Raw genomic sequence first — 19,976 nt, 5'->3', positions numbered from 1 at the left:
AGTACCGCAAAAAATTATCTTATCATAAAGTCCGATGCACACTTAACAGTAGGAAAAATTTCTTTCTCAACTAATTGAATTTCCTGCCGTTAACGAATATCGACTTGATTAGCGCGATAATATGCTCCGGTAATAGCGCGACGTCAACCATAAAGCGAGAGCAGAGCCACTAAATGCCATCTGTCCCGCGGCTAACCATAGCGCGGAATGTGATAGAACGGGCGCGATCACGCCCGCCACGATGGCGCCCAGCAGCGTCACCGCGAACGACTGGCAGGATGCCACCGTGCCGCGAATGTGCGGGAACAGGTCCAGCGCCAGCAGCGTCGCCCCCGGCGCCACCACCGACATGCCGAAGGTGTAGAACAGCAGCGGCGCCACGGTCCACGGCAGCGCGGGCGGGAAAAACAGGTGATACAGCAGATTGAGCGTGGCGGCGGCCAGCAGGAAGCAGAAGCCGATGCCGATCTGGCGCGCGAACGTCATCTTGCCGGCGATGCGGTTGGCCGCCAGCGCGCCGAGGAAGATCCCGCTCACCGAGGGGATGAACAGCCAGCCGAATTGCGATGCGCCCAGGCCCAGTTGCTGCGGCAGGAACACCGGGGCCGCCGAGATGTAGATGAACAGGCCGGCGAAGTTGAACGCCACCACCGCCGTCTTGAAGTGGAACAGCGGCGAGCGCAGGATCTCGCCGTAGTTACGCAGCAAAAAGCGCGGATTGAAGGGATGGCGCTTTTCCGGCGGCAGCGTCTCCGGCAGGCGGCGGTAGCAGAAGATGAACAGCAGCGTGCTGTAGGCCAGCAGCGACAGGAAGATGGCGCGCCAGTCGAACAGGGTGACGATCCAGCCGCCCAGTATCGGCGCCACGGCCGGCGCGATCGAGAAGATCATGGTCACCAGCGACAGCAGCCGCGCGGCGGCGGCGTCCTCATACAAGTCGCGGATGATGGCGCGCCCCACCACCACGCCGGCGCCGGCCGACACCCCCTGCATGATGCGGAACACCCACAGATAATGCACGGTGTGCGCGGCGGCGCAGCCCAGCGTGCCGACGGCGAACATGCCCAATGAAACCAGGATCACGTTGCGGCGGCCGAAGGCGTCCGACAGCGCGCCATGCCACAGCACCATGCCGGCGAAGGCCAGCATGTAGAAGGTCAGGCTTTGCTGCACTTCCAGCGGCGTGGCGCCCAGCGTGGCCTGGATGTTGGGGAAGGCCGGCAGATAGGCGTCGATGGAGAACGGGCCTATCATCGACAGCGCGGCCAGCATGGTCGCCAGCGCGCCGGCGGTCAGCGGCTTGCGGTGCGGCGGTTCGGGCGGTGGCACATCGTCGGCGATGTCCTGGTCGGGCAGATTGGCGGGCGGTGCAGGCAGCATAAATCGTTTTCCTTATGGGACGCGCCGGCGCCGGGCGGCGGGTGGCGGATGGCAGCGGGAAGGCAGGAGCGCTGCGCGCCCTCCCCGCGCCCGGGCCCAGCCCGGGCAGCGCTACGGCGGGAGACTCAGACTTCTTTCGGCTTGGCGGCTTCGCGGCGGTTGAAGCCGGCCACCATGTCGAAGCGGAACAAGCGGCATTCCAGCGCGCCGTTGAAGAATGGCGTCTTGCGCGCTTCCTTCAGGCGCAGCAGCTTGGGCACGCCCAGGTCGGCGGTGAACAGGTAGACGGTCCAGCCGGCGAAGCGCTGCTTCAGCGTGGAGCTGAAATCCGCGTAGAAGCTGTTGGCCAGCTCGTCCTGCCCCAGCGAGCTGTCGCCGCGCACGCCGATACGTTCGCCGTACGGCGGATTGGTCAGCAGGATGCCTGGCTGCGCGGTCGGCGCCTGGATCTGCTGCGCCTCGATCTGCTTGAGCGGCACGTCGAACAGGATGCCGGCGTTGCGCAGGTTGTAGCGGGTCATGGCCACCATGTCGCCCGAGATGTCGGAACCGAAGATGGTCGGCTCGGCCGGCAGCGGATTGGGCTTGATGGCGGCCTTCATGTCCTGCCACACCGCGGCGTCGAAATCATGGAACTTCTCGAACGCGAAGCGGCGGCGCGCGCCCGGCGGGATGCCCTGCACCATCTGCGCGGCTTCGCACAGGATGGTGCCGGAACCGCACATCGGGTCGAACAGCGGCACGCCCGGCTTCCAGCCCGAGACGCGCAGCAGGCCGGCGGCCAGGTTTTCGCGCAGCGGCGCGTCGCCGGTTTCGCTGCGCCAGCCGCGCTTGAACAGCGCTTCGCCCGAGGTGTCCAGGTAGACGATGAACTGGTGCGCGTCGAGAAAGCCGACGATGCGCATGTCCGGTTCCCTGGTGTTGACCGACGGACGCTTGTTGTACTGGTCGCGGAAGCGGTCGCAGATGGCGTCCTTGATCTTCAGCGTGGTGAATTCCAGGCTTTTCAGCGGCGACTTGACGGCGGTGATGTCGACGCGGATGGTGTGGTCGTAGCTGAACCACTCTTCCCATGGCTGCGCCAGCGTCAGGTCGTAGATATCGTTCTCGTTCTTGTAGCCGCCGGCGGCCATGCGCATCAACACGCGCGAGGCGATGCGCGAATGCAGATTGATGCGGTACGAGTCTTCCAGCTCGCCCGAGGCGTGCACGCCGCCGGGAACTTCGTTGTGCACCTTCATGGTGGTGCTTTGTTGCGCGATTTCGCGCAGTTCTTCGGCTAACGCCGCTTCCATGCCGCGCGGGCATGGGCAAAAGAAGGATGCCATAGGTGTACCTTTTGTCCGTTAAAAAAAATGCGCCCCGTGGGGCGCGGGTTACTTCTGCATTGCACGTTCCAGGAAATCCAGGCGGTCCTGGCCCCAGAAGTTTTCGCCATCCAGCACATACCATGGCGAGCCGAAAACGCTGGCCGCGTGGGCCTGTGCCGTGTTGTTCTCATATTCGGCCTTGACCGCGGCCGACTCCACCGCCTTCAGCAGCGCCGCGCCATCCAGACCGCAGCCACCGGCGATGCGCGCCAGCGTCACCTCGTCGGCGATATTCTTCTCGTCCGCCCACACGCCGCGCATGATGGCGCCGGACAGCGCCAGCGCCTGCTCGGTGCCATGCGCCTGCCGCGTCGCCACGATCAACCGGTTCGCCAGATCGGGCGCCACCGGAAAGAACGGCGGATGCAGCTGCAGCGGCAGGTCCAGATACGCCGACCAGCGTGCCAGCTCCACCAGCCGGTACGCCTGGCGCTGCGGCGCGCGCTTGGCCAGCGGCAGGCCGCCGGAGGCGTCGAACACATTGGCCAGGTCGCACGGCTTGATCTCGATCTGCACACCGTGTTTGCGCGCCATGGTCACCAGGCGCTCGTGGCCCAGATAAGCCCACGGCGACTGCGCGGAAAAGAAATACTGGCAAACCTTGCTCATCGTCGTCCCCGTCAGAATGGCTTGACCACCACCAGCAGCACGATCGCCAGCATGGCGAACACCGGCAGCTCGTTAAACACGCGGAACCACCTGTGGCTGCGGGTATTCTCGCCGCGCTCGAACTTCTTCAGGATCGGGCCGCACATGTGGTGGTAACCGATCACCAGCACCACCAGCGTCAGCTTGGCGTGCAGCCAGCCGGGCATGTGGATGCCGTATGCCAGATAGATCAGGATCGCGCCGAATACCACCGCCCCCACCGACAGCCACATCGAGAAGCGGTACAGCTTGCGCCCCATCAGCAGCAGGCGCGCGATGGTGTTCTTGTCGGTCTCCATCGCCAGGTTGACGAAGATGCGCGGCAGGTAGAACACGCCGGCCATCCAGCCGATGACGAAGAAAATGTGCAGTGCTTTGATCCAGAGGTACAGCATAAGGCTCCCTATTGTCTTACTTCACCGTGGCCGAACACCACGTATTTCAGCGAGGTCAGTCCTTCCAGGCCGACCGGGCCGCGTGCATGCAGCTTGTCGTTGGAGATGCCGATCTCCGCGCCCAGGCCGTATTCGAAACCGTCGGCGAAGCGGGTCGAGGCGTTGACCATCACCGACGCCGAATCCACTTCGCGCAGGAAGCGCATGGCCACCGAGTGGTCTTCGGTGACGATGGCCTCGGTGTGCTTGGACGACCAGGCGTCGATGTGCTCCATCGCCTCGTCGGCATCGGCCACCACTTTCACCGCCAGGATGGCGGCCAGGTATTCGGTGGCCCAGTCCTCTTCGGTGGCCGCCACCAGGTGCGGATAGCCGGCGGCCGACAGGATCGCCAGCGCTTCCGGATCGGCGCGCAACTCGACTTCCTTGGTCGCGTACAGCCTGGCCAGTTGCGGCAGCAATTGCGGCGCGATCGAGCGGGCCACCAGCAGCGTTTCCATGGTGTTGCAGGTGCCGTAGCGGTGGCACTTGGCGTTGAAGGCGATGTCCAGCGCCTTGCGCATGTCGGCCTTGCCGTCGATGTAGACGTGGCAGATGCCGTCCAGGTGTTTGATCATCGGCACCGTCGCTTCCGCCATCAGGCGCGCGATCAGGCTCTTGCCGCCGCGCGGCACGATCACGTCCACGTACTGCGGCATGGTGATCAGGGCGCCGACGGCGGCGCGGTCGGTGGTGTCCACCACCTGCACGCCATCTTCCGGCAGGCCGGCGCCGGCCAGGCCCTGCTTGACCAATTTCGCCAGCGCGCGATTGCAGTGGATGGCTTCCGAGCCGCCGCGCAGGATGGTGGCGTTGCCGCTCTTGATGCACAGGCCGGCCGCGTCCACGGTCACGTTCGGACGCGATTCGTAGATGATGCCGATCACGCCCAGCGGCACGCGCATCTGGCCGACCTGGATGCCGGTCGGACGGAATTTCAGGTCGGAGATTTCGCCGATCGGGTCGGGCAGCGCGACGATCTGGCGCAGGCCCTCGACCATGGTGGCGATGGCCTTGTCGGACAGCGCCAGGCGGTCCAGCATGGCCGGCTCCAGTCCGTTGGCGGCGGCGGCGTCCATGTCCAGCTGGTTGGCGGCGCGCAGGTCGGCGGCGTCGCGTTCGATTGCGTCGGCGATCAGCGTCAACGCGCGGTTGCGCGTCGCCGTGTCGGCCCTGGCCATCGCGCGCGACGCCTTGCGGGCGCGCTGGCCTAATTCTTCCATGTACTGCTTGATGTCCATTGTCGTCTCGTCGGAATTAACCGCGTGCGACCTTCAACGCCAGTTGCAGCATCGCGTCCCACGCGTCGCCGGCAAACGCTTTTGCGCGCAGGCCTTTGATCATCTTGTCCACTTGCGCGGCGTCCTTCATTGCCGCTTCCAGCGTCGGCAGCGAAATGCGGCGCAGCGCCGGGTCCATCATGCGTTCCTTCGGCCCCCAGATGCGGTACTCCTTGAGCAGCGCCCCCAGCGGCCGTCCCTGCGCCATGCCCGCCTTCAGCTTGAGCAACGTGCGGATTTCCTCCGACACCGCCCACAGCACCAGCGGCAAGGCTTCGCCTTCGCCTTTCAAGCCTTCCAGCATGCGCACCAGGCGGGCCGGATCGCCGGCCAGCATCGCCTCGCTCAACTTGAACACGTCGTAACGCGCCACGTTCAGCACCGCGTCGTGCACCTGCTCGTAGGTCAGCTTGCCCGGCTCGTGCAACAGGGCCAGTTTCTGTATTTCCTGATGGGCCGCAAGCAGATTGCCTTCCACGCGGTCCGCGATGAAGTCGATGCTCTGCCGGTCCGCGCTCTGCCCTTGTTGGGCGAGACGCTGGCCTATCCAGTTGGGCAAATGCGCCCGTTCCACCTGCGGGATGTCGATATACACCGCCGCCTGCTGCAGACTGGTCACCCAGGCTGCCTTCTGCGTCTGCCAGTCCAGCTTCGGCAGGGTGATCAGAGTCAGGTTGTCAGGACTCAGATCCTTCACATAATTCTGCAGCGCCGCGCCGCCATCCTTGCCCGGTTTGCCGGTCGGGATGCGCAGCTCGATCAGCTTTTTATCGCCGAACAGCGACAGCGCCTGATTGGCCGCCAGCAGCTCGCCCCACTTGAAGCTGCGCTCCACCGTCAGCACGTCGCGCTCGGAATACCCTTGCGCGCGCGCCGCCTTGCGGATCTTGTCCGCCGCCTCCAGCGCCAGCAGATGCTCGTCGCTGGTGATCACGTAGAGCTGGGACAGCGACTTTTTCAAATGGCCGTCCAGCGCCTCCAACCGCAATTGCATACTCGCCCTTACTGGATCGGCACGGCCGGCGGGATGGTCGACGGCTGCGCCGATGGCTGCTTGTCGGCGCCCGGCAGCGGCGTCGGCGCCAGCGACATGCCCGGCGTCTTGACGGCCGCGATGCGGCGCATCATCTGCTGCACCAGGTCGGTCTGCATGTCCTTGTACAGCAGCGCTTCTTCCTGCTCCTTCGCCAGCAGCTGGGTTTCGTTAAAGTCGATCGGCCGGGTCAGCGTGATCTGCGTCGGACCGAGCAGCTGGTTGCCCTGCTTGTCCAGCACGCGGAACACGATGTTGTACGTCAGCAGATACTGACGCACGCGGCCATTGCTGTTCAGCGACAGAATGGTCTTGGTCTTGGTCTTCTCCGGATTGGAGAGTACCTCGACCACGCCGTCGGCGTCCTGCGGATTGCTGACCACCGCGGTGCCGCCGTTGGCGCGGATATTGCGCTTCAGATCGATCGCCAGCGGCGACGACTCCGGCAGCCCGATGTACATGGTCGGGAACGGCAGCGTGTAGTGGCCGCCCTCGCCACGCAGATGGAAGCCGCAGGCCGACACCGTCAGCGAGGCGGCCAGCACGGCCACGTACACCAGGCCGCGGCGGAAGAACTTCGAAGTAGTCGCCATGATCCGATTACACCACGATGTTGACCAGTTTGCCCGGCACCACGATCACCTTCTTCGGCGTGCCTTCGATGAACTTCTGCACGCCTTCGTTGGCCAGCGCGGCCGCTTCGATGGCGGCCTTGTCGGCCGCTTTCGGCACCACGATGCTGCCGCGCAGCTTGCCGTTCACCTGGATCATCATTTCGATTTCCGACTGCTCCAGCGCGGCCGGATCGACCTGCGGCCAGGCCGCGTCGAGGATGTCGCCGGCGTAGCCCAGCTCTTTCCACAGCACGTGGGTGATGTGCGGCGCCACAGGGTTCAGCAGGCGCAGGAAGATCGCGTAGCCTTCCGCCAGCACGGCCGCTTCCGCGTCCTTGGCCGATTCCAGCGTGTTCAGCATCTTCATGCAGGCCGAGACCACGGTGTTGTACTGGATGCGCTTGACGTCGTAGTCGGCCTGCTGCAGCACCTTGTGCACTTCGCGGCGCAGGGTCTTGCCGGCGTCCGAGGCGGCGACGGCGCTCAGCGGCGAACCGGCGGCGGCGAACGCTTCGCGGTTGGCGTAGCCGAAGGCCCAGACGCGGCGCAGGAAGCGGTTGGCGCCTTCCACGCCGCTGCCCGACCATTCCAGCGTCTGCTCCGGCGGCGAGGCGAACATGGTGAACAGGCGCGCGGTGTCGGCGCCGTACTGTTCGATCTGCGCCTGCGGGTCGATGCCGTTGTTCTTCGACTTCGACATCTTCTCGGTGCCGCCGATGTTGACGGCAAGGCCGTCTTCCTTCAGCACCGCGCCTTGCGGGCGGCCCTTGTCGTCCAGCGTCAGATCGACGTCGGCCGGGTTGAACCAGGTCTTCTTGCCCGCTTCATCTTCGCGGTAATAGGTTTCGTTCAGCACCATGCCCTGGGTCAGCAGGTTGACGAACGGCTCGTCGAACTTGACCAGGCCGAAGTCGCGCATCACCTTGGTCCAGAAGCGCGCGTACAGCAGGTGCAGCACGGCGTGTTCGATACCGCCGATGTACTGGTCCATCGGCATCCAGTAATCGTTGCGCGCGTCGACCATGGCGTCGTTCGAGCCCGGCGAGGTATAGCGCATGTAATACCACGACGAATCGACGAAGGTATCCATGGTGTCGGTTTCGCGACGCGCCGGCTTGCCGCACTGCGGGCAGTCGCACTTGAGGAAAGCCTCGTACTTGTTCAGCGGGTTGCCGCTGCCGTCCGGTACGCAGTCTTCCGGCAGCACCACCGGCAGGTCTTTTTCAGGCACCGGCACCGAGCCGCAATCGGCGCAGTTGATCATCGGGATAGGCGTGCCCCAGTAACGCTGGCGCGAGATGCCCCAGTCGCGCAGGCGGAAGGTGGTCTTCTTCTCGCCCAGGCCCTTGGCGGCCATGTCGGCGGCCACCGCTTCCAGCGCTTCCTTGTAGCGCAGACCGTCGTACTTGCCGGAGTTGGTGACGACCGAGACTTCCTTGTCGCCATACCATTCCTGCCAGGCGTCGGTGGAGAATGCCTGGCCTTCGGCCTGGATCACCTGCTTGATCGGCAGATTGTATTTTTTGGCGAAGGCGAAATCGCGCTCGTCGTGGGCAGGCACGCCCATCACGGCGCCGTCGCCGTAGGTCATCAGCACGTAGTTGCCGACCCAGACCTCGACCTTGTCGCCGGTCAGCGGATGGGTGACGAACAGGCCGGTCGGCATGCCCTTCTTCTCCATGGTCGCCATGTCGGCTTCGATCACGGAACCCAGCTTGCACTCGGCGTTGAAGGCGGCCAGTTCCGGATTACCCTGCGCGGCCAGTACGGCCAGCGGGTGCTCGGCCGCCACGGCGCAGAAGGTCACGCCCATGATGGTGTCCGGACGGGTGGTAAACACGTACATCTTGCCGTCGCCGATCAGCGCGCCGTCGGCGCCCTTGATGTCGTGGGTGAAGGCGAAGCGCACGCCGGTCGACTTGCCGATCCAGTTCGACTGCATGATGCGCACGCGCTCAGGCCAGCCTGGCAGCTTGGTGTCGACGTAGTCCAGCAGCTCCTCGGCGTAGTCGGTGATGCGCGCGTAGTACATCGGGATTTCGCGCTTTTCGATCACCGCGCCCGAGCGCCAGCCCTTGCCGTCGATGACCTGCTCGTTGGCCAGCACGGTCTGGTCGATCGGGTCCCAGTTCACGGTGCCGGTCTTCTTGTAGATGATGCCTTTTTCCAGCATCTTCAGGAACATCCACTGGTTCCACTTGTAGTATTCCGGCTTGCACGCGGTCATTTCGCGCGACCAGTCGATGGCCAGGCCCATCAGTTCCATCTGCGAGCGCATGTGGGCGATGTTCGAATAGGTCCACTGCGCCGGCGGCACGTTGTTGGCCATCGCCGCGTTTTCCGCCGGCATGCCGAACGCATCCCAGCCCATCGGCATCAGCACGTTGTAGCCGTTCATGCGCAGGTAACGGTACATCACGTCATTGATCGTATAGTTGCGGACGTGGCCCATGTGCAGCTTGCCCGAAGGGTAAGGCAGCATCGAGCAGGCGTAATACTTCCCCTTCGGGAAGCGCGGATCGTTCTCGACGGCCTTGTAGGCATCGATCGCCTTCCAGTGAGATTGAGCGGCTTTTTCTACGTCAGCGGGACTATATTTATCTTGCATGATGGGTGTACGGCCAGAAGTGAATATGAACCGGACATTATACCTTGACGCGCGGCCGTACGGCGCGGCCCGGCAGAGGGAATGCCGCGCTAGAATTGCAAAATAATCCATCCCTGGAGCGCATTTGATGCATTATCGCGAATATCGGCCCGACATGGCGCTGGCCCCTTATGTCGAGTGTCTGTGGGCAGCGCGGGCGCCAGCTTCGCACACGCACCGGGTGCTGCCCGATAATTGCGTGGACATCCTGTGGCAGGACGGCGGGCAGCCGGGTTTTGCCGTCGGCATGATGAGCGGCGCGATCCTGGTCGCCAGTGAGCATCCGGTACGGACCCTGGCGGTGCGCTTCAAGCCCGGCATGGCCGGCATTTTTCTGGCCACGCCGCTGCATGCGCTGACCGATCAGCGTGCGGATATCGATCTGCTGTGGGGACGCAGCGCCGCGGACCGGCTGGCCGATGCGCTGTGGACCAGCGATGCGCCCGAGCGCTCGCGACTCGCCGTGATCGAACGCGAACTGCTGCGGCGGCTGCAAGCGGGGGCGCAGGTCCGCGCCGGTCATGCGGCGCTGGTGCAGCAGGCGCTGCGCGCGCTGGAAGGCAGCGGCGGCGAATTGCGGATCGAGGTGCTGGCCGCGCGCCTGGGTGTGTCGCGTCAGCACGTGGCGGCGCAGTTCCGCGAGCATGTCGGGCTGTCGCCCAAGCTGTATGCCCGCATCTGCCGTTTCCGCCGCGCGGCGATGGCGCTCAAGGACGCGGCCGCGCCGGACTGGGCGCAACTGGCGCTGGACTGCGGCTACTTCGACCAGTCCCACCTGATCCATGATTTCCAGGAATTCGCCGGCAGCGCGCCCGAGCGATTCCATTTTTCCAATCGCCCGCAGCCCTGATGTGCCAAGATGGTGCTTTCACCAACTTTGCAGGAGCGAACATGATCAAGGGATTGCGCACCGTGGCCTATCCGGTCCGGGACCTGGCCGCCGCCAAGGCGTGGTACAGCCAGGTATTCGACACCGCGCCCTATTTCGACCAGCCGTTTTACGTCGGCTTCAACATCGGCGGCTTCGAACTGGGCCTGATCCCGGACGGCCAGCCCGGCACGGCCGGCAGCATGGTCTACTGGGGCGTGGACGACCTCGACGCCGAAGTCGCCCGCATCACCAGCCTGGGCGCAACCCTGCACGGCGCCATCCAGGACGTCGGCGAGAACATCAGGACGGTGGAACTGGCCGACCCGTTCGGCAACCTGCTTTGCCTGATCGACAACCCGCACTTCGATTTGACAGCGGTGCGCTGACGGTTGTGGCACACTACGGCCTCTGCAAAATAAAGAGGTCGTCCATGTCCCGCCGTAACGCCAATCTCATCAAGTCGCCTGAGCAGATCGTCCAGGCCAGGGTCGCCGCAAAACTGGCGGCCGACGTGCTGACCATGATCGCCCCGCACGTCAAGCCCGGCGTCACCACGGCCTACCTCGACAAGCTGTGCAACGACTACATCGTCAACGTGCAGCAGGCGATTCCGGCCAACGTCGGCTACGGCGGCTTCCCGGCCACGGTGTGCAGTTCGGTCAACCACGTGGTCTGCCACGGCATCCCGTCCGACACCGAGGTGCTCAAGGAAGGCGACATCATCAACATCGACGTGGCCGTGATCAAGGATGGCTGGCATGGCGACACCAGCCGCATGTACTACGTCGGCGAGCCGAGCAAGCCGACCCGCAAGCTGGTGGAAACCACCTATGCCGCCATGTGGGCCGGCATCCGCGCCGTCAGGCCGCGCGCGACCCTGGGTGACGTCGGTTTCGCGATCCAGACCGTGGCCGAAAAGGCCGGCTACAGCGTGGTCGAGGATTACTGCGGCCACGGCATCGGCATGGTCTACCACGAAGATCCGCAGGTTACCCACTACGGCCGTCCGGGCCAGGGCATGGTGCTGAAGCCGGGCATGCTGTTCACCATCGAACCGATGATCAATGCCGGCAGGGCGGCCACCCGTCAGCTCAGCGACGGCTGGACCGTGGAGACGCGCGACAAATCGCTGTCGGCGCAATGGGAACACATGGTGCTGGTCACCGAGACCGGCTTCGAGGTATTGACGCTGGCGCCGGGCGAGACCGGCGCCAAGGCCAACATCCCCAATCCGACGCCGGCCGGCGCCGCGTCGGCCGACAGCGTCAGCGCAACGTCAGCTTGAGGGCCGGCTTCTCGCCGTAGTCCTCGTAGCGCTCGTTGATGCCGGCCACGCAATAGCTCACTTCTTCGAGAATATCGGGCACGGCGGCCTGCATGGCGGCCGCGTCCCGGATGACGATCTCCAGCACCTCGTTCGGCTTGAGGCGGAACTTGCTCATGCCGTCATCGTCGCGCAGATAGCTGAGGCAATCGACCCAGGCATCCATGGTATTGCTGTACGAATCGGGAAAGCCCAGCGCCGCCTTGCACGCGGCGTGGAAGCTGGGAAAATCGGTGATCGCCGCGCCGTTCAGTTCTGCGGTTGCCATTATTTCTTGTCCTTGGGGTCGGTGACGAAGCCCAGTTTGGTTAAGCCATTGCTCTGCGCCGCGGCCATCACCTGCGCCACCACTTCGTAGCGGGTGTTCTTGTCGGCGCGCAGCTGCAGTTCCGGTTGCGGGTCCAGTTTCGACGCCTCCACCAGCCGCGATGCCAGCGCGGCCTGGTCGACCGGATCGTTATTCCAGAAAATCTTGCCGGCGCCGTCGATCGACAGCGTGACCGTGGCGGCCGGCGCCGATTGCGCGGCCGGCGCCTGCGCCTTCGGCAGTTCCAGCTTGACCGCGCCGGTGAACATCGGCGCCGCCAGGATGAAAATCACCAGCAGCACCAGCATCACGTCCACCATCGGCGTGACGTTGATGTCGGCCATCGGACCGGGGTTGCGGTGGTGATTGAAGGCGCCGAAAGCCATGATTATTTGGTCAGGTAGGCGTGCAGGTCGTGGGCGAAGGCGTCCAGCTCGGCCAGGGTCAGCCGGTTGACGCGGTTAAAGCCGTTATACGCCAGCACCGCCGGAATCGCAACCGTCAGGCCGATGGCGGTCATCACCAGCGCCTCGCCCACCGGGCCGGCCACCTTGTCGATCTGCACCGTGCCGTGCGACGACACATTGGCCAGCGCATGATAAATGCCCCAGACCGTACCCAGCAGGCCGACGAACGGCGCGGTGGCGCCGATCGACGCCAGCAGGGTCAGCCCGCCTTCGAGACGGTTGGTGGAACGCTGGATCGCCGCGCGCAACACGCGCGTGACTTGCGCCGCGCGGTCCATCTCGCCGCCCAGCGACGCCCGGTCCGCCACCTGCAACTGCTGCGCCCCTTGCTGCGCCAGCGGCAGGAAAATCCGCTCGGGATCGGCCAGCGTCAGCGCGGCCACGCCATCCTGCATGCTGGGCGCATCCCAGAACGCCTGCACCGCCGGTGCGCTGCGGCGGATGCGCCAGGCCGCGAACGCCTTGGCCAGGATGAAGAACCAGCTCACCAGCGACATCGCCAGCAGCACGAAGGCCACCGCGTGGCTGATCGCGTCGCCCTGCTCCCAGAAGCGGCTCAGGGTGAATTCGCTGGCCGCGGGATTCATTTGTCTTTCAGGCCCAGCACGTCGTACATGTCGAACAGGCCGGTCGGCTTGTCGGCCAGGAAGCGGCAGGCGCGCAGGGCGCCGTTCGCGTAGGTCACGCGGCTGCTGGACTTGTGGCTGATCTCGATGCGCTCGCCGATGCCGGCGAACAGCACAGTGTGATCGCCGACGATGTCGCCGCCGCGGATGGTGGCAAAGCCGATCGACGATGGATCGCGCTCGCCGGTCACGCCTTCGCGCGCATACACCGCGCACTCCTTCAGGTCGCGGCCCAGGGCATCGGCGATCACCTCGCCCATCTTCAGCGCGGTGCCGGACGGGGCATCGACCTTGAAGCGGTGGTGTGCTTCGATCACTTCGATATCGTAGCCGGTGGACAGCGCCTTGGCGGCCTGCTCCAGCAGCTTCATGGTGACGTTGACGCCGACCGAGAAGTTGGGCGAGAACACGATCGCGGTCTTCCGGGCCGCTGCGGCAATCGCCGCCTTGCCGGCCTCGTCGAAACCGGTGGTGCCGATCACCAGCTTGATGCCGTGCTCGGCGCAGTAGGCCAGGTGCTTGAGGGTGGCTTCGGGACGGGTGAAATCGATCAGGTACTGCGCGCCGGCCAGGCCCTTGCCGAAATCCGATTCCACCGGCACGCCGGCCGGCTTGCCCAGGAAGGCGGCGGCATCGGCCTGCTCGGAACCAACCCGGTCCAGGGCGCCCGACAGGCGCGCGTCACCGGCGTTCTGCACCGCTTCGATCAGGATGCGGCCCATGCGGCCGCCGGCGCCGGCAATGGCGATGTTCATTTCGGTCATGCTCAATCCTTGCTTATTTCTTGTCGTTCTTGATCGTCACGCCCACCGGCGAGGCGGCGGCCGGATTGTCGGAACCGGCCGGCAGCGGCGCGGTCGGCGCCGGCTTGGCCAGCGCGGCTTCGGTGGCGGCTTCTTTCTTGGCGTTCGGCGCCGGGCCGGCGATACGCGCGATGTAATCTTTCTCGGTCGGCAGATTGCCGCCTTCCCAGCGTTCGACGCGGTCATCCTTGTCGAAGAACACGATCACGCGGCTGGTGGTGATTTCGCCATTGCCCTTGGCCAGGCGGAAGGCATAATCCCAGCGCTTGCCGTGGAACGGATCGGTCAGCAGCGCGGTACCGAAGATGAAACGCACCTGGTCCTGGGTCATGCCGACTTTCAGCTGCGCCAACATTTCCTCAGAGACAAAGTTGCCCTGCTGAATATCCGGACGATATGGCGAGAAGAACCACATGAAGCGCTGCAGCTTGGTGATGGTGGTGGTTTGCGCGCCCTTGCTGGCATCCAGCGTCGGCGCGGCATCGTGGACTTCGGTCGATTTCTCGCCCAGCGTGGTTTTGGTCGCGCAGCCGCCCAGCGCCAGCGCTACCGTGGCGACAGGTATGAAACGGTGCAACAAAGACTGCGAAAAAGCCTGGGTGACGCGCATAAAAGTCCTCAATCTGGTCGAGCGTAAGTGCCGAAAAACGCTATATCATAAAGCACCCCGGGTGGGATGGGGCAAATCTTTGTAACTGTGAATGAGGTGCGGGCGGGGTCGGAGTACGGTAAACTAGCGCCTAGCCATTCGTCACCACATAGAAGAGTTACCATCATGGGCAATAATCCTCCAGACCTGAAAGCCAGCGGCCTGAAAGCCACCCTGCCACGCATCAAGATTCTGGAAATCTTCCAGAACAGCGAAGTGCGCCATCTGACGGCTGAGGATGTGTACAAAATCCTGCTGGCCGACAACATGGACGTCGGCCTGGCCACCGTCTACCGCGTGCTGACCCAGTTCGAGCAGGCCGGCCTGCTGAACCGCAACCATTTCGAGACCGGCAAGGCGATTTTCGAGCTGAACGCCGGCTCGCACCATGACCACCTGGTGTGCGTCGATTGTGGCCGCGTGGAAGAATTCTTCGACGAAGCGATCGAGGAGCGCCAGCACGCCATTGCCAAGGAGCGCGGCTTCAAGATTGCCGAGCACGCGCTGGCGATCTATGGCACCTGCACCAAGACCGCCTGCCCGCACCGGCCGGCGTAAGAGTCCCGACTTTAATTATGGCTGAGGGCGTTGGACAGCAGCTTGGCGGTGATGTCGACGATCGGGATCACCCGCTCGTAGGCCATGCGCGTCGGGCCGATCACCCCCAGCGTGCCGACGATCTTGCCGTTGGCGGTGTAGGGCGCGGTCACCACGCTCATCTCGTCCATCGGCACCAGGCTGGATTCGCCGCCGATGTAGATCTGCACTCCGCTGGCCTTGCTGGACACGTCCAGTAACTGCATCAGTCCCGTCTTCTGCTCGAACATGTCGAACATCTGACGCAGCGAGCTCATGTTGGATGACAGGTCGCTGACCGACAGCAGATTACGTTCGCCGGCGATCACCATGTTGTCGGAATCGTCGGACATCGCTTCGCTGCCCGCCTCCACCGCCGCCTGCATCAACCGGCCCATGTCGTCGCGCAGCTGGCGCACCTCCGTCTGCAAGCGGGCGTGGATCTCATCGAACGCCAGGCCGGCGTAATTCTGGTTCAGGTAGTTGGCCGATTGCGTCAGCTGCGCCGGGCTGTAATCGACGTCGGTCAGCAGCAGGCGGTTCTGCACGTCGCCGTTCGGCGCCACGATCACCAGCAGGATGCGCTTCTCGCCCAGGCGCAGGAACTCGATCTGCTGGAACACCGATTCGCGCCGCGGCGTCAGCACCACGCCGGCGAACTGCGACAGCGAGGACAGCATCTGCGCCGCATTGGTGAGCATCTTTTGCGGCTGCGGCGATTGCAGGCGCATGCGCGCCTCCACCGCCTGCTCGTCGATGTGCTGCACCGTCAGCAAGGTGTCGACGAAGATGCGATAGCCGCGCGGCGTCGGAATCCGCCCGGCCGAGGTGTGCGGGCTGGCCACGTAGCCGAGCTCCTCCAGGTCCGCCATGATGTTGCGGATGGTCGCCGGCGACAGCTCCAGGCCGGAAATCTTGGAAAGCGCACGCGAGCCCACCGGCTGGCCATCGGCGATGTACCGTTCGACCAGGGCTTTGAGCAGGGTTTGTGCGCGTGTATCGAGTTGCATGCTATATATCAGTGATTGCCGGTGAAGATTTCTGCCTATTATGCACGCTCCGTGCCCCGCGAGGGCCGCGACGTGGCGTCAATGCTGCATCTGCGCGCGTATCCAGGCCAGCAGCTCGTCGAAACTGGCGCAGATCGCGTCCGGCGTGACACCGGCCGCCAGGTGCGCATCGCTGCCGTGGCGATTCATCCAGACCGCGCGCAGGCCGGCGCTCTGAGCGCCCTGCACGTCCAGCCGCAGATCGTCGCCGACGTAGACGGCGTCCCGCGGCGCCACGCCCATCGCCGCGCAGGCGGCCAGGAAAATCGCCGGATCCGGCTTGGCGCGACCGAAGCGCGACGACGACAGCGCATACTCAAAGTGATGGTGCAGGCCGATGACTTCAAGGTCGGCGTTGCCATTGGTGATCACCCCCAGCCGCAGCATGCCTTGCAGCAGCGGCAACACCGGCAGCACGTCGTCGTAGGGCGTGACCAGGTTGCGCTGGATGGCGAAATGCCGCATCGAGCCGTCGATATGGGCCGGATCCTCGCCGGTTTCGGCAAACACCTCGGCCAGCGCCTCGCGCCGCAGCTGGTACAGATCGGCCACCAGCTCGGGCCGGCGCTCCAGCAGGGCCATGCGGCGTGCGCGCAGCTCGGCCACATCGAACGCCTGCGCCACCCTGGGCGCGTGGGTGGCCAGCCAGGCGTGCCAGCTGACCTCGGCCGCCATGATGACCGGCCCGATGGGCCAAAGGGTATCGTCCAGATCGAACAGCAGGGCAAGCGGGCGGCGTGGGCTCATGGCAGACAGAGAAGGGTGACAACGACGCTATTGTAGCGGCATGGTAAATTACGGGGCTGTACTTCGCTGGAGCTGCCGTGCTGCCATCCCCTCTGAAACACTGGGCCGCGCCCATCGCGGCGCCTGTCGCCATATTGCTGCTGGCCGGCTGCGCCGGCACCCGTACCGGCCCGGCGCCGGATTTCACGTCCTACGTGGTGATGGGCGAATACGGCGCCGCCGTCGCCCGCGTGCTGATCGATGCGCCCGGCTGCCCGGAGATCGAGATCGACGGCCGAAAGCAGCCCATGCAATTGCGTGCGCCGGCCGCAACCATCGCACTGCGGCCGACGCCGTCCGCGCCGGCCGACTCCAAACCGGCGGAATTCCCGCTGCTGACCTGTGAAACGGCCCTGCCCAGGGACGCCGCCAGCGCCAGGGTGCTGGGCCGCGCGCTGCCGCTGCCCGCAGCCGCACCGCAGCGCATCGTGGTGATCGGCGACACCGGCTGCCGCCTGCAAAAGAGCAGCAACAGCTGGCAAGCCTGCCAGGACAGCACACAATATCCATTTGCCGCCGTCGCCGCCCAGGCCGCCGCCTGGAAGCCCGACCTGGTGATCCACGTCGGCGATTACCATTACCGCGAAAACGCCTGCCCCGAAGGCAACACCGGGTGCGCCGGCTCGCCGTGGGGCTACGGCTGGGAAGCCTGGGACGAGGATTTCTTCGCGCCCGGCGCCAAGCTGCTGGACGCCGCGCCGTGGGTCATGGCGCGCGGCAATCACGAAAACTGCACGCGCGGCGGCCAGGGCTACTGGCGCTTCCTCGATCCGCGGCCGCTGCTCAAGGGCCGCGACTGCAATGCGGCCGCCGATGACAATGCCGGCAACTACAGCGATCCCTACGCCATCCCGATCGGCCAGGATACCCAGTTGCTGGTGCTGGACACCGCCAACACCAGCTGGAAGGGGCTCAAGCCGGGCGACACCGGCTACGACAAATACCGCGACCTGTACCGCAAGCTCGATGCGCTGGCGCAGCGTGCGCCGCACAATATCGGCATCGCCCACCATCCGCTGCTGGGCATCGGCACCGACCATAACGCCGACGGCAGCGTCAAGCTGCTGCTCGGCGACGCCGGCCTGAGCGCCAGTTTTGGCGCGGTCAACCCGCAACTGTTGCCGGCGACGATACAAGTCATGCTGGGGGGCCATATCCACATGTGGCAGCAGCTGAGCTTTTCCAGCGGCCATCCGAGCCAGTTCGTGGCCGGTTTCGCCGGCACCCAGGAAGACATCATTCCGCTGCCGGCGCCGCTGCCGGCCGGCACCCAGCCGGCGCCGGGCGCGGTGATCGAACACTTCAGCGCCTGGCAGGACGGTTTCGGCTTCATGACCATGGAACGGCGCGGGCCGGAACAATGGGCGGTCGAAGTGCATGATCTGGATGGCAGGATCCGCAACCGCTGCACCATAGACGGCCGCCGCTCGCAGTGCGAGGTGGCGCGGGTGAATTAGCGGTGGCGACACATGTCGTTACATCCATTTGCGGGGACGCCGTTACCAAATGCACTAAAATACGGCCCACACGTGTAATATGCTGCCTCCCGTGCGTGCTGCCGGGCCCTATTCGTTTTGGAGAGAGAGTTTTATGAAAAGTTCGTATCTGCGTGCGGGCCTTGCCCTGCTGTGTGCTGTCATACTGAGCGCCTGCGGCGGCAACGACGGCAGCCTGTCGCTGTCCGGCACCATCACCTACAACGGCCCGGCCAAGTCCGGTCTGGTCCTGATCAACAAGGGCAATGGCGAGAAACTGACGGTGGCCGACGGCGCCACCAGCTTTGTCTTCACCAAACTGATGGCCCAGGACGAACAGTTCGACGTCGAGGTCGACACCCAGCCGACCGGCGCCAACTGCGTGCTATCCAACAACAACAACAAGGCCAACGTCTACACCGTTTATTACGTGGCCGTGACCTGTACCGCCAACCCCTACAACCTGGGCGGCACCGTCCACAACCTGAAGGGTAAGGGCATGGTGCTGGCCAACGGTACCGACAGGGTGGGCGTGCTGCCGTCGACCACCAGTCCAGGCGCCGATGTGACCTTTATCTTCCCGACCAAGGTGTCCAACGGTTCGCTGTACGGCGCTACCGTCGCGGTCCAGCCCGACGGCCAGACCTGCGCGGTCGATCCGTCCAACAACCCCGGCATCATGCCGAACTTTGACGGCCTGGGACTGATCGTCAACTGCGTCGACAACACCAAATAATGATTTTTTGGAGAATCACATGAAATTTTCGTTCGTACATGTCGGCGCGGCCCTGGGCCTGGTAGCGGCCCTGGCCGGTTGCGGCGGCAAGGCGCAGTACACCGTGAAGGGCACCATTGCCGGACTGTCCAACAGCGGCCTGGTGCTGTCCAACGGCAGCGACACCGTCAGCGTGCCGGCCGGCGCCACCAGCTTCAGCTTCTCGCGCCAGATCAGCTACGGCGACAGCTTCGACGTCGAAGTCAAAACCCCTCCGGCCCACATGACCTGCGCCGTGGACGGCGTCAGCAACCGCGGTTCGGCCGGCCTGACGATTGAAATCAACGCGCTGGTGTCCTGCACCCAGAACACCTACACCCTGGGCGGCCAGTTCACCGGCCTGACGGCGGCGGCCGACGGCACCGCGCGCCTGATCACGCTGACCAACGGTTCCAGCTCGATCACGGTCAGCAGCGCCAGCGGCACCAACGGCGCCGGCGAATTCAGCTTTGGCAACCTGCCCGACGGCTCGAACTACGGCGTCACCTGGCTGGATCCGATCAAGGCCGGCCTGACCGACTACGGCGTGAAGTGCACCGTCAGCAACGGCATTGGCGTGATCAACGAAGCCAACGTCAGCAACCTGCTGGTCGCCTGCACGCCGCGCTAAGCCGCACCTCCCCGACAAACGCCCCTACGGGGCGTTTTTTTTGCAGTTATACGCTTTGAAAATAATTGATATTGGGAAAATAAAGTGGCGCTATATGTCGCAAGCCAGCATACTGCACCTGTCTCCTCCACTTCTTGCAAAGGAAATGGATTTAAGCCCGCCACTGAGCGGGCTTTTTTTTGGTTCATCGCGGATTACCGGGAAAAGCGGCTTTGATCTTCAGGAAGAAGAAATCAGAGTCGCGATAACCGT

General features: G+C 64.5%; 23 protein-coding genes. 8 read left to right on the top strand and 15 right to left on the bottom strand.

Features of this window, described 5'->3' with window-relative positions; genetic code table 11:
- Window positions 1–108: 108 nt before the first annotated feature.
- The 8 genes from E4L98_RS21725 to leuS all read right to left on the bottom strand — a co-directional run bounded on the left by E4L98_RS21725 (window position 109) and on the right by leuS (window position 9,367).
- Window positions 109–1,380 carry a multidrug effflux MFS transporter gene (locus E4L98_RS21725; protein WP_135203634.1) on the bottom strand — a complete coding sequence of 424 codons (1,272 nt, stop codon included), beginning with the start codon at window positions 1,378–1,380 and terminating at the stop codon, window positions 109–111.
- 125 nt (window positions 1,381–1,505) lie between these two features.
- Complete coding sequence (locus E4L98_RS21720; RefSeq protein WP_371857272.1) at window positions 1,506–2,708, bottom strand: THUMP domain-containing class I SAM-dependent RNA methyltransferase; 1,203 nt, start codon at window positions 2,706–2,708, stop codon at window positions 1,506–1,508.
- Between the two features lie 48 nt (window positions 2,709–2,756).
- Complete coding sequence (locus tag E4L98_RS21715; protein ID WP_135203633.1) at window positions 2,757–3,359, bottom strand: 2-hydroxychromene-2-carboxylate isomerase; 603 nt, start codon at window positions 3,357–3,359, stop codon at window positions 2,757–2,759.
- An 11-nt stretch (window positions 3,360–3,370) separates the two neighbouring features.
- Complete coding sequence (locus tag E4L98_RS21710; protein ID WP_135203632.1) at window positions 3,371–3,793, bottom strand: CopD family protein; 423 nt, start codon at window positions 3,791–3,793, stop codon at window positions 3,371–3,373.
- A gap of 8 nt (window positions 3,794–3,801) precedes the next feature.
- Window positions 3,802–5,073, bottom strand: a complete 1,272-nt coding sequence (locus E4L98_RS21705) for a glutamate-5-semialdehyde dehydrogenase (protein ID WP_135203631.1) — start codon at window positions 5,071–5,073, stop codon at window positions 3,802–3,804.
- 16 nt (window positions 5,074–5,089) lie between these two features.
- On the bottom strand, window positions 5,090–6,106 hold the full coding sequence (gene holA / locus E4L98_RS21700; protein WP_135203630.1) for a DNA polymerase III subunit delta: 1,017 nt from the start codon (window positions 6,104–6,106) through the stop codon (window positions 5,090–5,092).
- A gap of 8 nt (window positions 6,107–6,114) precedes the next feature.
- Window positions 6,115–6,738: an LPS-assembly lipoprotein LptE gene (locus E4L98_RS21695; RefSeq protein WP_135203629.1), complete on the bottom strand. Its 624-nt coding sequence runs from the start codon at window positions 6,736–6,738 to the stop codon at window positions 6,115–6,117.
- A 7-nt stretch (window positions 6,739–6,745) separates the two neighbouring features.
- Window positions 6,746–9,367 (bottom strand): leucine--tRNA ligase, encoded by a 2,622-nt coding sequence (leuS, locus tag E4L98_RS21690; RefSeq protein ID WP_135203628.1) that lies wholly within the window; start codon window positions 9,365–9,367, stop codon window positions 6,746–6,748.
- Between the two features lie 127 nt (window positions 9,368–9,494).
- Here leuS and E4L98_RS21685 point away from each other — a divergent pair, with 127 nt between their 5' ends.
- Genes E4L98_RS21685 through map form a run of 3 tightly spaced genes read left to right on the top strand, consistent with a single transcriptional unit; the run spans window position 9,495 to window position 11,562 of the window.
- Complete coding sequence (locus tag E4L98_RS21685; protein WP_135203627.1) at window positions 9,495–10,256, top strand: DUF6597 domain-containing transcriptional factor; 762 nt, start codon at window positions 9,495–9,497, stop codon at window positions 10,254–10,256.
- Between the two features lie 41 nt (window positions 10,257–10,297).
- Window positions 10,298–10,663 (top strand): VOC family protein, encoded by a 366-nt coding sequence (locus E4L98_RS21680; RefSeq protein WP_135203626.1) that lies wholly within the window; start codon window positions 10,298–10,300, stop codon window positions 10,661–10,663.
- Window positions 10,664–10,707: 44 nt separating this feature from the next.
- Window positions 10,708–11,562 (top strand): type I methionyl aminopeptidase, encoded by an 855-nt coding sequence (map, locus tag E4L98_RS21675; protein ID WP_135203625.1) that lies wholly within the window; start codon window positions 10,708–10,710, stop codon window positions 11,560–11,562.
- On the opposite strand, the gene E4L98_RS21670 is transcribed toward map, so the two are convergent.
- From E4L98_RS21670 to E4L98_RS21650, 5 genes are read right to left on the bottom strand one after another with little or no spacing between them, the layout of a single operon-like run.
- Window positions 11,543–11,869 carry a barstar family protein gene (locus E4L98_RS21670; RefSeq protein ID WP_135203624.1) on the bottom strand — a complete coding sequence of 109 codons (327 nt, stop codon included), beginning with the start codon at window positions 11,867–11,869 and terminating at the stop codon, window positions 11,543–11,545. The two genes, map and E4L98_RS21670, sit on opposite strands and share 20 nt — an antisense overlap.
- Window positions 11,869–12,294 carry an ExbD/TolR family protein gene (locus E4L98_RS21665; RefSeq protein ID WP_135203623.1) on the bottom strand — a complete coding sequence of 142 codons (426 nt, stop codon included), beginning with the start codon at window positions 12,292–12,294 and terminating at the stop codon, window positions 11,869–11,871. The genes E4L98_RS21670 and E4L98_RS21665 overlap by 1 nt, the downstream gene beginning before the upstream one ends.
- Window positions 12,295–12,296: 2 nt before the next feature.
- On the bottom strand, window positions 12,297–12,962 hold the full coding sequence (locus tag E4L98_RS21660) for a MotA/TolQ/ExbB proton channel family protein (protein ID WP_135203622.1): 666 nt from the start codon (window positions 12,960–12,962) through the stop codon (window positions 12,297–12,299).
- Window positions 12,959–13,765 carry a 4-hydroxy-tetrahydrodipicolinate reductase gene (gene dapB / locus E4L98_RS21655; RefSeq protein WP_135203621.1) on the bottom strand — a complete coding sequence of 269 codons (807 nt, stop codon included), beginning with the start codon at window positions 13,763–13,765 and terminating at the stop codon, window positions 12,959–12,961. The genes E4L98_RS21660 and dapB overlap by 4 nt, the downstream gene beginning before the upstream one ends.
- A 13-nt stretch (window positions 13,766–13,778) precedes the next feature.
- Entirely contained in the window at window positions 13,779–14,414 is a 636-nt protein-coding gene (locus E4L98_RS21650) for an outer membrane protein assembly factor BamE (protein ID WP_135203620.1), read from the bottom strand.
- Window positions 14,415–14,579: 165 nt separating this feature from the next.
- Between E4L98_RS21650 and fur the strand changes: the two genes are divergently transcribed.
- The gene (fur, locus tag E4L98_RS21645) at window positions 14,580–15,011 is read left to right on the top strand and encodes a ferric iron uptake transcriptional regulator (protein WP_135203619.1); all 432 of its coding nucleotides are present in this window, start codon (window positions 14,580–14,582) and stop codon (window positions 15,009–15,011) included.
- Window positions 15,012–15,022: 11 nt separating this feature from the next.
- On the opposite strand, the gene hrcA is transcribed toward fur, so the two are convergent.
- Window positions 15,023–16,039: a heat-inducible transcriptional repressor HrcA gene (gene hrcA / locus E4L98_RS21640; RefSeq protein ID WP_135203618.1), complete on the bottom strand. Its 1,017-nt coding sequence runs from the start codon at window positions 16,037–16,039 to the stop codon at window positions 15,023–15,025.
- Between the two features lie 78 nt (window positions 16,040–16,117).
- Window positions 16,118–16,825, bottom strand: a complete 708-nt coding sequence (locus tag E4L98_RS21635) for an HAD family hydrolase (protein WP_135203617.1) — start codon at window positions 16,823–16,825, stop codon at window positions 16,118–16,120.
- A 77-nt stretch (window positions 16,826–16,902) separates the two neighbouring features.
- On the opposite strand from E4L98_RS21635, the gene E4L98_RS21630 reads away from it, so the two are divergent.
- The 4 genes from E4L98_RS21630 to E4L98_RS30420 form a co-directional block, all read left to right on the top strand.
- The gene (locus E4L98_RS21630) at window positions 16,903–18,321 is read left to right on the top strand and encodes a metallophosphoesterase (RefSeq protein ID WP_229257503.1); all 1,419 of its coding nucleotides are present in this window, start codon (window positions 16,903–16,905) and stop codon (window positions 18,319–18,321) included.
- A gap of 133 nt (window positions 18,322–18,454) precedes the next feature.
- A complete protein-coding gene (locus E4L98_RS21625; RefSeq protein WP_135203616.1) occupies window positions 18,455–19,075 on the top strand; it encodes a hypothetical protein in 621 nt (206 codons plus the stop codon).
- 19 nt (window positions 19,076–19,094) lie between these two features.
- A complete protein-coding gene (locus E4L98_RS21620; protein WP_135203615.1) occupies window positions 19,095–19,724 on the top strand; it encodes a hypothetical protein in 630 nt (209 codons plus the stop codon).
- Window positions 19,725–19,764: 40 nt separating this feature from the next.
- Window positions 19,765–19,976 (top strand): hypothetical protein (locus E4L98_RS30420; protein ID WP_205746802.1); only part of this gene is annotated, 212 nt, incomplete at its 3' end.

Origin of the sequence: Duganella callida, from assembly GCF_004614165.1 — a bacterium.
GTDB classification, from domain to species: domain Bacteria; phylum Pseudomonadota; class Gammaproteobacteria; order Burkholderiales; family Burkholderiaceae_D; genus Rugamonas; species Rugamonas callida.
This window is presented reverse-complemented; position numbering and strand designations above follow the sequence as displayed.